Here is a 15,207-nt window from a genome sequence, read left to right on the forward strand (position 1 = left end):
ATTTCCCCATAGCCGTAGGATCATTCGGCAGGACCGACAGGCTCCACGGTGTTGTATTTCTGCAAGAGCGTTTTAACGATCTGGGAGAATCCGGTCCCCTTCGATGACTTGACCATGATCACGTCACCGGCCCTTATCGTGTTCAGCAATTGCGGTTGCAGTTCGTCTACGCTCTGCCTGTATTCGGCGTGAAATTCAACCGGCATGGCCGCTTTGAGCGCCGCCATCTCGGGTCCACCGAGAAAAACCATGTTGATATGATTCGCGGCGATGACAGATGACAGTTCGGCATGCAGCTTCGGCGCTTGTTTACCAAGTTCCAGCATATCGCCAAGAACGGCAATGCGCCGGCCCTTTCCAGTGGGGGTAGCTGCGGCCAAAAGTTCTATTGCGGCGCGCATCGATGCCGGGTTGGCGTTGTAGCTCTCGTCAATCAGTGTGAACGTGCCTTTGGCGATTTCGAGCGTGTGGCGAGCGCCGCGTCCGCTCTCGGGCCGGAGCGATGCTAGCGCCAAGGTAACTTTGGTCATATCCGCGCCCGTCAAGTGAGCAGCGCCCAGCACTGCGAGGACATTCTGCACGATATGACGACCTGGTGCACCAACCTTGGCGACGACTTCCTCACCCGCGAGACGTGCTGTCATGCAAGAGCAGTCGCCATGCAGCTTCAGCTTGACGAGGCGATAGTCCGCTCGTGCGTTTTCGCCGAAACTCTTGATGTGCTCCACACCCGCTGCCCGAGCCAGCGTATCCAATAACTTGAAATGCTTGTCATCGCGGTTGAGCAGTGCATAGCCGCCCGGTACGATGCCGTCAAAAATCTCTGCCTTGGCTTCGGCGATTTCCTGGAGATTCTTGAAATGGCCAAGATGGGCAGGTGCAATCAGTGTAATCAAAGCAACGTGCGGACGAACCATTTTGACCAGAGGACGGATTTCATCCGCATGGTTCATGCCGATCTCAAACACTCCGTAGTCCGTATCCGCCGGCATGCGTGCCAATGTCAGTGGGACACCCCAATGATTATTGAAGGATGCGACCGACGCGTGCACCTTGCCAGCTGCCGAAAGTGCATGCCGGAGCGCTTCCTTGGTGGTCGTCTTGCCAACCGAGCCAGTTACCGCAATGATCTGCGCGTGAGAGCGTTCCCGAGAGGCAATACCGAGCCGCGTCATGGCGGCCAGCACGTCGTCGACGACGATCATCGGTGCTTTCAGCTTGCCGAGCGCCGGTAATTTGGCCTCAGCGACAACAAGAAGTGCTGCTCCTGCCGCCACCGCCGCCGTCGCATAATCGTGACCATCGAGTGCATCGCCCTTGATGGCAAAGAATGCCTCGCCCTTGCGCAGTGTGCGCGTATCGATCGAAATGCCGGCAATCCCATCCGGCAGCTTGCCGACGGGTCTGCCATTCATCGCTTCGATCATCGCCTCCGAAGTCCAAAGCAAGCTCATGCGCCGCTCTCCTTGGCGAGCCGGTCTTTCAGCGCCTGACCGACTTCGGCGTGGTCCGAGAACGGCAGCACCACATCGCCGACCGTCTGGCCCTCCTCGTGGCCTTTTCCGGCAACAATCAGCGTATCACCCGACTTCATCATGTCCACGGCTTCGCGGATCGCCTCACGGCGATCGGGGATTTCGCGAGCGCCGGGGGCGGCTGCCAGGATTTCGGAGCGGATTGTGGCAGGCACTTCCGAGCGCGGATTGTCATCGGTCACGATGACAATGTCGGCGAGCCGCGTGGCTATTTCGCCCATCATCGGGCGCTTTCCCTTGTCACGATCGCCGCCGCAACCGAACACCACGATAACCCGGCCGGTCGTGAATGGACGAACAGAAGCGAGGACGTTCTCCAGCGCGTCGGGTTTGTGGGCATAATCGACATAGGCAGGTGCCCCCTCCTCGGTCGCTCCGACCAAGTCGAGACGACCCGGCGCGCCCTTGAGCCGCTCCAGACCGCGCATGGCAGCGGCAGCGGGAACACCGGTGGCGATGGCGAGGCCAGCCGCAACCAGACCATTGGCGACTTGGAAATCGCCCGCAAGCGGCAGGGTGATCTCGAAGATTTCGCCATTGATTTGTACTTCCACGTGCTGGCGGAACCGCTCATGCTCGACGCGCTTCAACGTAATGAAATCACCCTTGCGGCCAACGGTCAGGACTTGGCAGCCAGCTTCGCTTGCAGCAGCGATCGTTGGCTTGGAGAACATGTCATCGGCAAAAATTACGGCCGGGGCACCCTTCGGCAGCAGCTCGGTGAACAGGCGCAATTTGGCAGCATGATATTCCTCGACTGTCGCGTGATAGTCCATGTGATCGCGGCCGAGATTGGTAAACGCACCCGCTGAAAGCCGGACACCATCGAGCCGGCGCTGATCGAGACCATGGGACGAGGCTTCCATCGCCGCATGGGTCACACCTTCTTCGACCAGTTCCCGCAACAATTTATGCAGTTCGACCGGATCAGGCGTGGTCAGGGAGCCGTAATCGTCACGCTTGGGCGAAACAACACCAGTCGTGCCGATGCTGGCCGAAGCGAAGCCTGCCTGCGCCCAGATCTGGCGCGTGAACGACGCTACCGACGTTTTGCCGCTCGTACCGGTAATGGCAACCATGACGTCTGGCTGGAGTTTGTAGAAACTTGCGGCGGCCAATGCCAACGTGCGGCGCGGATCATCCACATAGATGATCGGAACCGCGATCTTGCCGAGTTTCGCACCCTTGGAAGTAACGATGACCACGGCACCCCGGGCTACAGCGTCGGCCGCATAAGCGGCGCCGTCCGACTTGGAGCCTTTGAGGGCCGCGAACAGAAAGCCGCGCTCCACGAGGCGGGAGTCCGATGTCAGACCATTGATCGTCTTCTCTCCGATCTCGGAGATCGCCAAGGCCGGAATACCGTTCAGATCTTTCAGTTTCATGGCCGGACTGGAACCCATTCTTCAAACGTTCTACTTCATAAACTCATTGAGTCTGCTCGCAATGCGCATCGTTTTGAGTCGAATCTGCGGCATTAGAGCATCGATCCACAAATACGATGCATTCCATTGGTGGGAATTCGGGCTCCTGGCTGGTGGGCGCCCGGCTTGTGTGGGACGAACCTGCTTCAATGAATGACGTTCTAGTCATCAAACGTCACCATTAATGGAGCAGTTACTTGTTCTTCCCCGAAGTCAGGCTTCACACCGAGAAAAGATGCCGACCTCCGGATGATGTCGGCTACCATTGGCGCGGCATTGAAACCGGCCGTTGCTCCGACCTTGCCTTCCTCCGGCTTCGGCTCATCGATGATCGTCAGGACAACATATTCGGGCTTGTCGATTGGAAAGGCAGCGACGAAGGCATTGAATCGCACGTCGCTCGAATAGCGGCCGTTGACCACTTTTTCTGCCGTACCGGTCTTGCCGCCAACGCGGTAGCCTTTGACATTGGCGCGCGAACCTGAACCACCCGACCCCGTTTCGCTGTTAAGACGGTAGAGGTAGCGCATATCCTCGCTGGTCTTCTCGTTCACGACCTGCTTTGCCACCTTGTCGGCCTCTTCGACTGTGCGCGGCAGGAACGTGGGCTGGATTAGCTTCCCGCCATTCATGAGGGCAGCAGCGCCCACTGCAGTCTGCAGCGGCGTCGTCGCCATGCCATGGCCGAAGGCGATGGTGATCGAGTGCACCTTCTTCCAGACTTTTGGCTCCATCGGACGCGCCACCTCAGGCAGCTCCGTCTGCATACGTTCCAATAGGCCCAGGCGGTGCAGGAACTCCCGGTGCCCCTCAATACCAACAACGTCCGCTTCCTTGGCCGAGCCGATGTTGGACGAATAGATGAACACCTCAGGCAGGGTCAGAATACGGTGTTTGCCGTGAAAATCGCGGATCGTCTGATGCCCGATGGTAATTGGTCGGCTGGCGTCGAACGTGCTGTTCAGATTGACCTTGCCCGAATCGAGTGCCATCGCCGTCGTAAAGCTCTTGATGGTGGAACCCATCTCGTATGTGCCTGCCGACATGCGGTTCAGGCGGTCCTTGTCGAGCGCGTTGAACGGATTGTTGGGGTCGAAATCCGGCGCAGATGCCATGGCTAGCACTTCGCCGGTACGAACATTGATCACCACCGCACCTGCCGCGATGGCGCGATAGCGTTGCATTGCAGTCACGACAACATCGCGCACGACATGCTGGACGCGCAAATCGATCGACAATTTGACCGGCTCCAGCGAGCGGCTATCCGCAAGACCGACATCCCGCAGGTCAGATAGTCCCTGCTCGTCGATGTATTTCTCCATGCCTGCAATACCCTGGTTGTCGATGTTGACAAGGCCAAGGATATGCGAGGCGGTTGGCCCGCCCGGATAGAAGCGCGATTTCTCCGTTCTGAAACCGATGCCCGGTATGCCGAGTGCCATGATCTGGCTTTTTTGCTGCGGTGTCAGTCCGCGTTTGAGCCAGGCGAAGCCCGAGCCACTCTTGAGACGGCTGTAGGTCTGTTCGAAATTGAGATCCGGCAGGACCGTCGACAACAGTTCGATCGCCTCGTCGGGGTCGATAATCTTGCGTGGTTCCGCATAGAGCGAGGCAGTCTTGATGTCGGTGGCGAGAACTTCGCCATTGCGGTCCAGTATGTCGGGGCGCGAAGCAAGCACAGCGCCGGTTGGACCGTTGTATCCCGACGTATCTTCCTGCATGCCGTAATAGACCAGCCGACCACCAATAATTCCATAAATACCCATGAAACAGGCAATGGCCATAACAACGCGGTTACGGGCGCGATTGCCGGACTTCTTTTTCCTGGCGTCCACTGCGAACGCAGGCGCAGCGCTCGCCCCAAGCTCAGCTTTCTTCCGCTTGATCCACATCCTAGCCATCAAAAAAGCCCCACTCCCTTTGGCGCTGCATTCGGAATAGTCCGTTTGGCCGGCTTCGGAGCAGCCGGTTTTGGCTTGACGATGCTGCCGGTCATGGTGGTGGTGTCAGGTTTGATCGTCGTTCCGGCGTTTGCCTCCGTGATGATGTTGGCAACGTCATCAAGATCTTGCGACACTGGTTTCGGCTGAGGCAGTTCGTTGATGTTGACAATCTGCTGTGCCTCGACCTGCTGGAGGTCGAGCTGGCCCTGGAAAGACTCCACCAGTTTCTGCAACCGGTTCGGCTGAGTCAGCAAACTCCAATCGGCCTTGAGCAGATCGATCGTATCCTTCTCATCAGTTATCATGCGCTCAAGCTTGTTCACTTGTGCCATCTGCTTTTCAGCGTCGTGCTTGATCTTGTAGGTCACGGCCGCGGCCGTGATCATCAGTCCGATCAAAATGATGTCGAAGGTACGCAGCACGGATCAGCTCCTCACCGTTTCATGGAAGACCGGAAGATTGGGCAGGCCGTAGATCGAGTGATCTTCGGCGAGCGGCGGATTGTCCGTGCGCACCCCAGCGCGCAGCTTGGCAGAACGCGCGCGAGGGTTACGGGCAGATTCGGCCTCCGTCGGCACGACAATACCTTTGCCGACTGGCGTAAAACTGGCCAGACGTTGCTCAAGCTGCGGCAAATGACGCGAACCGCCACCGGTGCCCGAGCGGTCCGAAAAGAAGCGCTTGACGATACGGTCTTCGAGCGAATGAAACGTCACGACGACAAGGCGTCCACCGGGTTTGAGGACACGCTCAGCGGCATGCAACGCGCGCACCAGTTCGCCCAACTCGTCATTGACGAAAATGCGCAGTGCCTGGAACACTCGCGTCGCGGGGTGGATCGGCACTTTCGGATTTCTGCCGACAAGCGCTTCGATCGCATTGGCAAGGTCGCGGGTCCGAGTGAAGGGTTCGGACGCACGACGCTTTTCGATCATACGCGCGATGCGCCCGGCATGGCGCTCTTCGCCGAGAAAATTGAAGATGCGTGCGAGGTCACCCGTTTTGAGCCGATTGACGACATCGGCCGCACTTGGCCCGGAACTCGACATCCGCATGTCGAGCGGCCCGTCCTTCTGGAAGGAAAATCCGCGCTCTGCCTCATCGATCTGCATGGAGGACACACCAATGTCGAGGACGATGCCGTCGGGTGCGTCGAGCAGTGCGACCTGGTCAAGCGTTGAGAACGTGCCCTGAACGAGCGTCAGACGACCGCCATATTCCTTTTCCAGCGAGCGACCGGCTTCGATAGCCGAAGGGTCCCGATCGACCGCCGTAACGGAAGCACCGGTCTCAAGAATGCGCCTGGTGTAGCCGCCCGCACCGAATGTGCCATCGATGATGAGCTGACCCTTGGCGGGCTGGAGAGCCGCGATCACTTCATCCAGCAGAACCGGGATGTGCCGTCCGTCGCCATCCGCACCTGACATGGCATTGCTGCCGGAACCGGCCATCAACTGCCTCCTGCTGGAACGCTCAGTTCCCCCTGACGACGCTTTTCCGCCAGCCGCTCGCGAACTTTTGTCCGATGCGCTTCGAATTGGTCCGGGTGCCACATCTGAAAATGCGTGTTGGCGCCCGCAAAGGTCACATCGCCCGAAATGCCCGTATGCTCGCGAATGAAGTCCGAAACTGTTATCCGCCCGTCGCCATCCAGCTTCAGGAAACCGCCATCTGCGTGCAAATAGAATGACATGTCGTCCGCCGTTTCCGCGAAGGGATCTTCCTGACCCAGACGTTTGTCGAAGCGCGTCAGCAGCTCCGGTCCGCCCACATCGAGTGCAGGGAGATGCAACGAACGCAGTGCATAGAGTTCCGTGTGTCCGGCCGTCTGAATAATCGAACGAAATTGCGCCGGAACGGAGACCCGCCCCTTCGCATCGATCCTGTTCGTCACATGTCCGAGGAACCGGTTCAAAACGCAACCCCGCCGTTTGCGCCCCGAGCGTCTTGTTTATCGGGGCCTCGATCATTTCCACCTGTGCTTCACCCTCCGATCGTTTCGAAGCGTGAGCCCCATCAATAGGGGGCAAGGCACCGGCAAACTGAGCCGCGCGCCTACCCTGGCATGCCAAATCCAATGTTGGGAAACACCGTGTCGACTGAACGCTACTGATGAAATCAATCGATATCATGGGGCACTATGGGCGTCAATGGGACTAGAGCACACTGGATGGGAGTGAGCCGCAATTCCAGCGCACTTCCGGCGATTCTGAATTTATCGCTCATTAAGCTTAATGAAGGGTTAGGACTCTCGCGCAACGTGTATGCAAACGCCGCCCCGGGGCGGCATCACATTGCCTCTCCAGCGATGTAAAATTGAAGTGCCAGCTGGCCTGTAAGCCGGGTTCTGTATGGCCGGGCTCTCGCCCGGCGCGGCAGCCATTCATCTTGGACGGATGTTACCACCCGCCTCCTGCAACCTACCCGGACGACTGACCCGGAAACTGATCGCCGGACTTTCGCCCGGCACGCCGTCCCTATTCGGTTTTGCTCCCGGTGGGGTTTGCCATGCCGCCGCTGTTACCAGTTGCGCGGTGGGCTCTTACCCCACCCTTTCACCCTTACCCCGTCATTCCTTGCGTCCGGCCCAATTCGGACCCGGCGCAACGAAAGACGGGGCGGTTTCCTTTCTGTGGCACTTTCCCTGGGGTCGCCCCCGCCGGACGTTATCCGGCACCGTGTTTCCCTGGAGCCCGGACTTTCCTCACATGCCGCCTTTCGGCTCATGACATGCGCGGCTGCCCGGCCAGCTGGCGATCCGTATAAATGCGTTCTGAATGAAAAACGCAAATGAAAAAGCCGGTGGAGCGATCCACCGGCTTTTTAACGCAAACAAACTAAACGCAAAACTTTAGTTGGAAGCCATCTGTGTCTTCACCTTGGCGCAGTAGTTGGCGGAGACCGGGTTCATGCGGGTAGCGCCGTGGCCGGCATTGTACCGCAGGATTGTGCCGCAGGTTGTGCCATTGCCGAGCTTGTGGGCTCCGGCGAGATATTCCATGCCCCAACGGATGTTTGTGTCCGGATTGTAAAGAGCTTCACGCGAACCTGTATATCCGAGGCCGCGAGCCGTCTCGAGCTTGATTTGCATCAAGCCAATCTCGCCAGCGCTGCCTGTCGTATTCGGCTGGTAGTTGCTTTCGACGCTGATGACCGCATTGGCCAATGCCACCGGCACGCCATACGATGCTGCATAGGAATTGATGATCGTAGAGTACTTGGTCGACCCCATTGCCGAAGCGACGCTGCCTGTTGTCATTGTGTCGACGCTGCCAATCGTCGTATTGGTCACAACTGTCTTTACGCGGGTCTTGGCCTGAACGACGGGGCGTTTGTGCGAAGCGGCCTTCTTGCTCACACGCTGCTGCTTGGTATTAGCCTTGCTTACACGCTGCTGTTTGGCGGTAGCATTTGCCTTGCTCACACGCGGCTGCTTGGCAGCAGCACTTTTCTTGACCACGGGTGCCTTGACAGCACTACTCTTGACTTTCCCCTTTGACTGAACTGCCTTTGTCGATTTGTCGCTGGCCTTTTCTTTCAGCTCATTCGCCCGCTTCGCTTTAATAAAATCGGCGAGGTTCGTCGGTGCTGCCGAGCTGCTGAGTGCAGAGCTTGAGCCATAGAGGGCCATCGCCCCAAGAAGGGCGAAAATCATACCAAATTTTTTTGTCATCTTTTTCCGTCTAAATGCTTGGGCCGCACGAACGTACGCGCCGGGATCATTCCGTCGCCCAAAAATCAAAGGGGCAGAGCCAGAACACTGGCCAAGGATGTGACGGTCCAATGCAGCCGAATATTGGTCGGCCAAATAACTTTGTGTAACCCATTGAAATACATAGGTTGCACCGCACAAAACGAGCCAGAAAAGGCTTTTTCGTTCAATAAGTTACGCGGTCAGCACCGGTAGAGCAGAAAGCAGTCGATGAAGCGTTTCGATGGTTGACATGTCCGCGACTCCATCGACTTTTTCAGGGCGAAAATGGCGCTGAAACGCCAAAATGCCTAATTCTGTCGTCGATCCGAACACACCATCGATTGGGACACCATACCCATAGAGCGCCAGCATTGACTGGAGAGCCTCAACCGGCTGCCCCTGATCGCCAACGGAGAAGAAGCGTCCGCCGCGGACAGGCGAAGGATTAACCCAATGGCCCACACCCGCATTGTAGAGCACAGGCCACGGAAACTTTTCGCCCGGATCGATTTTGCGAGCGGGTGCGATATCCGAATGGGCCAGCACAGCCTCCGGCTTGATGCCATGACGTGACACTATGCCCTTGCACAGATCGATCACGGCATCGATTTGCCTGCTCTCGAATTCAGGGAAATCAAGCAATGGTCCGCCGTTGACGATCTCAATCCCGATTGAACTGGAATTGATGTCCGTCTCACCTTTCCAGGAACTCTGTCCGGCATGCCAGGCGCGCTCGCTTTCGGGAACCATCTGGACGATGCGACCATCTTCGTGAACGATATAATGTGCCGACACCTCACTCGCCGGGTTTACAAGCCAGTGTTCTGCAGCCTCGCCAGTTTCCATGCCGGTATAATGCATAATCAAGAGAGACGGCCGCTTGCCGTCCTTGCGGGGTCCGAAATTCGGTGAGGCATGAACTTCTGCGCGTAAATGGTTAGATTCAAACGCTTTCATATGCCTTCAGGTCTTTTTCGACTTTATCCCAGGCCGCATTGATGGCAGCGATGCGCTGATTGGCGATTGCGATGAATTCTTCCGGAACGCCGCGCGCAATCAGGATATCCGGATGGTTTTCACGAACCAATGCCCGATATTGCTTGCGAGCAGCTTCAAAGCTGACATCCCGTGGCAGACCAAGAACGAGATAGGGATCCGCGTGACCCCGTCCGGCATGACGCGCCAGGATCTGATCAAACTGTTCTTCATCGAGCTGGAAGATTTCGGCAACAGTACCGAGGAAGGTCAACTCCTTGTCGTGCAGCGCGCCGTCCGCCTTGGCAATGTGAAACAGACCGTCGAGCACGTCTTCGAGCATTTTGCAGTTGGGCTTACCGCTGCCGCAAAGCCCCGCAAGTTGCGTCGCGTAAGCCTCGTAGCCAGCCACATCCTGCTTGGCGAGATTATAAAGGCGCGACACCTGATCCTGATACTGCTGCGGTACGTGAAAAATGTCGTGAAAGGCATTGACCTCGACCTGCGAGACGACACCGTCCGCCTTGGCCATTTTTGCTGACAGTGCAATCATGGCAATCGAAAATGCTACGCGCCGCCGGGTTTCCGGATCACCCTCAAAGGTTGTCCGCACCGCCTCGATGATGCTTGAAAAAGCATCGATGGCTGTGCTGGTGATGAAATCGCTGATACGGCGCCAAATCGACATGAGGTTCGTTTTATTCAAATTCTCTCGCGATTGCGAGAGCGATAATAAAAAGCCGGCCCGAAGGCCGGCCGTTGGTTGAAGTTTGAGACCTTACTGGACGCCAAGTGCCTCCTTGATGGCTTTTTCCGCGGCGTCCGCGGCAGCGGTTATCTGTTCCGCTGTCTGACCCGCTGCCTTGGCAGCATCTTCAGCAGCCTTACGCGCTGTTGCGACCGCAGCCTGCTTCTGCTCCGCCGTCATCGTTGCAGCCTGTTCCTTCAGTTTGTTAAGCGTTTCTTCAGCATTCATCGGTGCCGCCGGAGCTGCCGGTGCTTCTGTTTTGGCTGGCTCGGCCGGCGCGGGAGCGGGTGCAGGCGCCGCCGGCGCTGGCTGTTCGGTTGTTGCCGGAGCCTGTTCGGACTTCTTCTCACCTTCGCCGCAAGCCGCAAGCGTCAAAAGCGAAACGGCTGCCAGCGAAACAAAAAGCTTATTTCTCATGGTTTTCCTCTCCGAGATATATATGTGGCCCCTCGGACTCCACATTACCCAAAATCGTATCGCATTGGGTTTTGTTTTCGTTTTGGGTTAATTTTCATGTGGATATCAACGTTTTCGCAGAAAATTTGCAGCGAATGGCACCGCCGATTGCACTTGCCAGCCGGTCCTGCTTATTGTCGCCTTGCGGACGATGTCCGCCCCAAATTTACGAATCACTTATTTTATTATGATCGGACGAATATTATGAACGACAAGTGGGATTTCTGGATCGACCGTGGCGGTACCTTCACTGATGTGATCGCGCGCGACCCGAAAGGCCGTCTTCTTGCACACAAACTGCTATCGGAGAATCCTGAAGCCTATAAAGACGCGGCCATTCAGGGCATTCGCGAACTCCTGGGTGTCAAGCAAGGTGAGCCCATTCCCTCGCACCATATTGGCGAGGTTAAGATGGGTACAACTGTTGCAACCAACGCGCTGCTGGAACGCAAAGGTGACCGGACAGTTCTGGTCATCACCAAGGGCTTTCGCGATGCGCTCAAGATTGCCTACCAAGCGCGCCCGGACATATTTGCCAAGGAGATCATTCTTCCCGAACAGCTGTACGAGCGCGTTATCGAGGTGAATGAACGCGTAAGGACTGATGGATCCGTGGACGCGGTACCCGAGCCCGAAAAGATCCGCGCAGCCTTGGCCGAGGCCAAGCATGACGGGATCGACGCGGTTGCCATTGTCTTCATGCATGCTTGGAACTATCCGGCACATGAACAAATAGCCGCCGGGGTGGCCCGGGAGTTGGGCTTCGGCCAGGTTTCGGTCAGCCACGAGGTGTCGCCGCTTGCCAAGCTGGTGGGACGCGGCGATACGACTGTTGTCGACGCCTATCTCTCGCCCATCCTTCGCCGCTATGTTGATCATGTCGCCAGCGAGCTTGGAATTACCGCGGCTGGCCAAGGCGAGACGAGGTCGCCGCGCCTTTCCTTCATGATGTCGTCGGGCGGTCTGACGGCGGCGGACCTGTTTCAGGGCAAGGACGCCATCCTGTCCGGACCGGCTGGCGGCGTCGTCGGGATGGTGGAAACCGCAAAGCTTGCCGGCTTCGACAAAGTGATCGGTTTCGACATGGGCGGCACATCCACGGACGTGGCGCACTATGATGGCGACTATGAGCGCGCCTTCGACACCGAAGTGGCCGGCGTGCGTATTCGCGCGCCGATGATGCGAATTCACACGGTAGCGGCCGGTGGCGGCTCCATTCTCCATTACAGTGCAGGCCGACTGTCTGCGGGCCCCGATTCCGCCGGCGCTATTCCTGGTCCCGCCTGCTACCGCCGTGGCGGACCTCTGGCCGTTACCGATGCCAACGTCATGCTCGGCAAGCTGCGGCCAGAATATTTCCCGGCAATCTTTGGCCCGGATCAGAATGAGCGGCTTGATCGCGATATCGTTGTCCAGAAGTTTTCGGCGCTCGCCGCAGAGATCGGCGACGGCAAGACACCGGAGGAAGTTGCCGAAGGCTTCATCACCATTGCAGTCGAAAACATGGCCAATGCAGTCAAGAAGATCTCCGTCCAGCGCGGCTATGACGTTACGCGGTATCTGCTCAACTGTTTTGGCGGAGCCGGCGGACAGCATGCCTGCCTTGTCGCCGATGCACTTGGTATGGAAGCGGTACTGATCCACCCGTTTTCCGGATTGCTTTCGGCCTACGGTATCGGTCTATCCGCAATCTTCGCATCGCGGCAGCAAGCACTGATCAAGCCCCTCTCACCCGAGACCCTGAACGAAATCCGCCACCTGTCCGACCGCCTCGCTGATATCGTTATCGCCGAGATAGCCGAGCAAGCTGTGCCGCGGGAACACATTGCCTCACGTCCCGTTCTCCATTTGCGCTACGATGGTACGGATACAACGATCCCGATTGACTTCAGTACCTTCTCGATCCAGCAAGCCCGCACCGGCTTCGAGTCGGCGCACAAGGCACAATTCGGTTTCATCTACGACAACAAGGGAATTGTCGTGGAGGCCGTCGGCGTCGAGGCTGCCGACGCTCGCGGACGCGCCCAGGTTGAAAGCGAGCAGGAGCACGACAATCTGGACCCGCTGCCAGGTGCGACGTGCAAGCTGTATTCAGGCGGGCGATTCCATGACTCTCTCACCTATCCGCGCAGAAACCTCAAAGCCGGGCACAAAGTCTCGGGTCCGGCGCTGATCATCGAGACACACCAGACTATCGTCGTCGAACCCGGCTGGCAGGCGGAGATCACCAAGCTTGACCACGTCCTGATGCGGCGGGTTGAAAAGAAGGCCCGCACTGCGGCCCTTGGCACCGAAGCTGATCCCATCATGCTCGAAGTGTTCAATAACCTCTTCATGTCGATTGCCGAGCAAATGGGCGTGACGCTGCAGAACACTGCCTATTCGGTCAATATCAAGGAACGGCTGGACTTCTCCTGTGCCGTTTTCGACCGCAACGGCGCGCTTGTGGCCAATGCGCCGCACATGCCTGTACATCTCGGATCAATGGACCGTTCGGTTGAGACCATTATCAAGCTGAACGCGGGCGATATCCACCCGGGCGACGTCTTTGCATTGAATGCCCCTTATAATGGCGGGACGCATCTGCCCGATATCACGGTTGTGACACCCGTTTTCGATGAAGCAGGCGAGAACATCCTGTTCTATTCAGCATCGCGCGGTCATCATGCGGATATTGGCGGATCTGCACCAGGATCGATGACACCATTGGCGACAACAGTCGATGAAGAAGGTGTGCTCATCGACAATTTCCGTCTCGTCGAACGCGGGCGTTTCCGTGAAAAGGAACTAACGGAACTGTTGACCAATCATCCCTGGCCGGTACGCAATGTCCATCAGAACATTGCCGACCTGAAAGCGCAGATCGCTGCCAACGAAAAGGGCGTGGCAGAGCTCAAGAAGATGATTGCGCAATTCGGCCTCGACGTCGTTGAGGCCTATATGGGTCACGTGCAGGACAATGCTGCGGAAAGCGTTCGCGCTGTGCTCGACCGCCTGCCGGAGAACGCGGAATATTCCTACGTCACCGATACGGGCCAGACCATCCACGTGAAAGTCACTGTCAACCGCAGGGAACGGCGTGCGACTGTCGATTTCACCGGCACATCAGCTGTAATGAAGAACAACTTCAATGCACCGGAACCGGTGGCTCGCGCTGCCGTGCTTTACGTATTCCGCGTGATGGTAGAGGGCGCGATCCCCATGAACGCCGGTTGCCTGCGGCCAATTGACATCATCATTCCTGACGGCTGCATGTTGAAGCCCTCCTATCCGGCTGCGGTGGTTGCCGGCAATGTGGAGACCTCACAACACGTCACCAATGCTCTCTTCGGGGCTCTCGGTGCGATGGCCAATTCGCAAGGGACGATGAACAACCTGACATTCGGCAATGACCGGTACCAATATTATGAGACGATCTGCTCTGGCTCACCCGCAGGTCATTTCAATAGTGGAACGGGGTTTGCCGGGACGTCGGCAGTCCATACCCACATGACCAACTCGCGCCTTACAGATCCGGAAATTCTTGAAATGCGTTTCCCTGTCATGCTCGAGGATTTCCATATCCGGGAAAACTCCGGTGGCAAGGGCAGGTTCAGCGGCGGCGGCGGCACCAAACGTACCATCCGTTTCCTCGAACGCATGGATTGTGCCATCCTCTCCTCACACCGCAATCGACCACCGGAAGGTCTTGACGGCGGCGGGCATGGCGAGGTCGGCAGAACCGAGGTTCGCCGCAAGGATGGCACGCTCGAAGTGCTCAAAGCCTGTGACCAGACAGTACTTGACGCAGGCGAAGCCGTTATCCTCACAACGCCGACTCCCGGCGGATACGGAGCTTGATCGATGGTCGCCGCCATCTCCATAAGGATACTTGATGGCGGCGATGCCGAATGCTTCCAGGCGCTGCGTTTGCATGGCTTGCGCACGGCCCCGGAGGCATTCGGTTCAAGCTATGAGGACGAAATTGGTCAAACCATAAGTGACGTTCGCCAACGCCTTGACGATAGACCGAACGCCGTCTTCGGTGCGTTCGCTGATGACAAGCTTGTCGGCGTGGCTGGTTTCGCCGCGAACAATAAATTGAAACAAAGGCACAAGGGGCTGCTTTGGGGCGTCTATGTTGACCCCGAATGGCGCGGACATGAACTCGGAAGACGGCTGACGCAGGCAGTTATCGACCATGCCCGCCAGCATGTCGACATACTGCAAGCCACCGTAATGGCCGCAAACGCATCGGCGCGAACGCTATACCTAGGACTTGGTTTTACAGTATTTGGATTTGAAAGGGACGCGCTGCGTATCGGCGACCAATCCTACGATGACGAGCTGTTGCGGCTCGACCTGCGCTGACGGAACATCAACAGCGAATTTTGTTCATAGCCACTTGAAAAATCAATCATTCGAAGTTATATCGCACCATAATAATTAGCAT

11 protein-coding genes, 1 other RNA gene and 1 pseudogene are annotated in these 15,207 nt (G+C 57.4%); 2 read left to right on the forward strand and 11 right to left on the reverse strand.

Annotated elements, in window-relative coordinates; all coding sequences use genetic code 11:
• Positions 1-20: 20 nt before the first annotated feature.
• The 11 genes and pseudogenes from CU102_RS06755 to CU102_RS29725 form a co-directional block, all read right to left on the reverse strand.
• Positions 21-1,454, reverse strand: a complete 1,434-nt coding sequence (locus CU102_RS06755; protein WP_106710247.1) for a UDP-N-acetylmuramoylalanyl-D-glutamyl-2,6-diaminopimelate--D-alanyl-D-alanine ligase — start codon at positions 1,452-1,454, stop codon at positions 21-23.
• Positions 1,451-2,920, reverse strand: coding sequence for a UDP-N-acetylmuramoyl-L-alanyl-D-glutamate--2,6-diaminopimelate ligase (locus CU102_RS06760; protein WP_106710349.1), 1,470 nt, complete (start codon positions 2,918-2,920; stop codon positions 1,451-1,453). The genes CU102_RS06755 and CU102_RS06760 overlap by 4 nt, the downstream gene beginning before the upstream one ends.
• A gap of 200 nt (positions 2,921-3,120) precedes the next feature.
• A pseudogene (locus tag CU102_RS06765) lies at positions 3,121-4,782 on the reverse strand (peptidoglycan D,D-transpeptidase FtsI family protein); the annotation flags it as partial.
• A gap of 77 nt (positions 4,783-4,859) precedes the next feature.
• Positions 4,860-5,324, reverse strand: a complete 465-nt coding sequence (gene ftsL / locus CU102_RS06770) for a cell division protein FtsL (protein ID WP_245425245.1) — start codon at positions 5,322-5,324, stop codon at positions 4,860-4,862.
• Between the two features lie 3 nt (positions 5,325-5,327).
• The gene (gene rsmH / locus CU102_RS06775; protein ID WP_106710249.1) at positions 5,328-6,353 is read right to left on the reverse strand and encodes a 16S rRNA (cytosine(1402)-N(4))-methyltransferase RsmH; all 1,026 of its coding nucleotides are present in this window, start codon (positions 6,351-6,353) and stop codon (positions 5,328-5,330) included.
• Positions 6,353-6,817 carry a division/cell wall cluster transcriptional repressor MraZ gene (gene mraZ / locus CU102_RS06780; RefSeq protein WP_106710250.1) on the reverse strand — a complete coding sequence of 155 codons (465 nt, stop codon included), beginning with the start codon at positions 6,815-6,817 and terminating at the stop codon, positions 6,353-6,355. Before mraZ ends, rsmH begins: the two co-directional genes overlap by 1 nt.
• A 405-nt stretch (positions 6,818-7,222) precedes the next feature.
• An RNA gene (gene rnpB / locus CU102_RS06785) (RNase P RNA component class A) lies at positions 7,223-7,656 on the reverse strand.
• A 97-nt stretch (positions 7,657-7,753) separates the two neighbouring features.
• On the reverse strand, positions 7,754-8,575 hold the full coding sequence (locus tag CU102_RS06790; protein ID WP_106710251.1) for a lytic transglycosylase domain-containing protein: 822 nt from the start codon (positions 8,573-8,575) through the stop codon (positions 7,754-7,756).
• Between the two features lie 213 nt (positions 8,576-8,788).
• A complete protein-coding gene (locus CU102_RS06795) occupies positions 8,789-9,553 on the reverse strand; it encodes a peptidoglycan recognition protein family protein (RefSeq protein ID WP_106710252.1) in 765 nt (254 codons plus the stop codon).
• The gene (locus CU102_RS06800) at positions 9,540-10,259 is read right to left on the reverse strand and encodes a J domain-containing protein (RefSeq protein ID WP_106710253.1); all 720 of its coding nucleotides are present in this window, start codon (positions 10,257-10,259) and stop codon (positions 9,540-9,542) included. The genes CU102_RS06795 and CU102_RS06800 overlap by 14 nt, the downstream gene beginning before the upstream one ends.
• Before the next feature lie 90 nt (positions 10,260-10,349).
• Entirely contained in the window at positions 10,350-10,736 is a 387-nt protein-coding gene (locus tag CU102_RS29725) for a hypothetical protein (RefSeq protein ID WP_166648324.1), read from the reverse strand.
• Positions 10,737-10,979: 243 nt separating this feature from the next.
• Between CU102_RS29725 and CU102_RS06815 the strand changes: the two genes are divergently transcribed.
• On the forward strand, positions 10,980-14,615 hold the full coding sequence (locus CU102_RS06815) for a hydantoinase B/oxoprolinase family protein (RefSeq protein WP_106710256.1): 3,636 nt from the start codon (positions 10,980-10,982) through the stop codon (positions 14,613-14,615).
• A gap of 3 nt (positions 14,616-14,618) precedes the next feature.
• Entirely contained in the window at positions 14,619-15,125 is a 507-nt protein-coding gene (locus CU102_RS06820; RefSeq protein WP_106710257.1) for a GNAT family N-acetyltransferase, read from the forward strand.
• Positions 15,126-15,207: the final 82 nt, after the last annotated feature.

Origin of the sequence: Phyllobacterium brassicacearum (genome assembly GCF_003010955.1) — a bacterium.
GTDB classification, from domain to species: Bacteria; Pseudomonadota; Alphaproteobacteria; order Rhizobiales; family Rhizobiaceae; genus Phyllobacterium; species Phyllobacterium brassicacearum.

What these genes read in the sequence shown, in the direction of transcription:
- CU102_RS06755 (WP_106710247.1), bottom strand. Translation starts at nt 1,454, where the DNA reads ATGAGCTTGCTTTGGACTTCGGAGGCGATGATCGAAGCGATGAATGGC.
- CU102_RS06760 (WP_106710349.1), bottom strand. Translation starts at nt 2,920, where the DNA reads ATGAAACTGAAAGATCTGAACGGTATTCCGGCCTTGGCGATCTCCGAG.
- rsmH (WP_106710249.1), bottom strand. Translation starts at nt 6,353, where the DNA reads ATGGCCGGTTCCGGCAGCAATGCCATGTCAGGTGCGGATGGCGACGGA.
- CU102_RS06790 (WP_106710251.1), bottom strand. Translation starts at nt 8,575, where the DNA reads ATGACAAAAAAATTTGGTATGATTTTCGCCCTTCTTGGGGCGATGGCC.
- CU102_RS06795 (WP_106710252.1), bottom strand. Translation starts at nt 9,553, where the DNA reads ATGAAAGCGTTTGAATCTAACCATTTACGCGCAGAAGTTCATGCCTCA.
- CU102_RS06800 (WP_106710253.1), bottom strand. Translation starts at nt 10,259, where the DNA reads ATGTCGATTTGGCGCCGTATCAGCGATTTCATCACCAGCACAGCCATC.
- CU102_RS29725 (WP_166648324.1), bottom strand. Translation starts at nt 10,736, where the DNA reads ATGAGAAATAAGCTTTTTGTTTCGCTGGCAGCCGTTTCGCTTTTGACG.
- CU102_RS06815 (WP_106710256.1), top strand. Translation starts at nt 10,980, where the DNA reads ATGAACGACAAGTGGGATTTCTGGATCGACCGTGGCGGTACCTTCACT.
- CU102_RS06820 (WP_106710257.1), top strand. Translation starts at nt 14,619, where the DNA reads ATGGTCGCCGCCATCTCCATAAGGATACTTGATGGCGGCGATGCCGAA.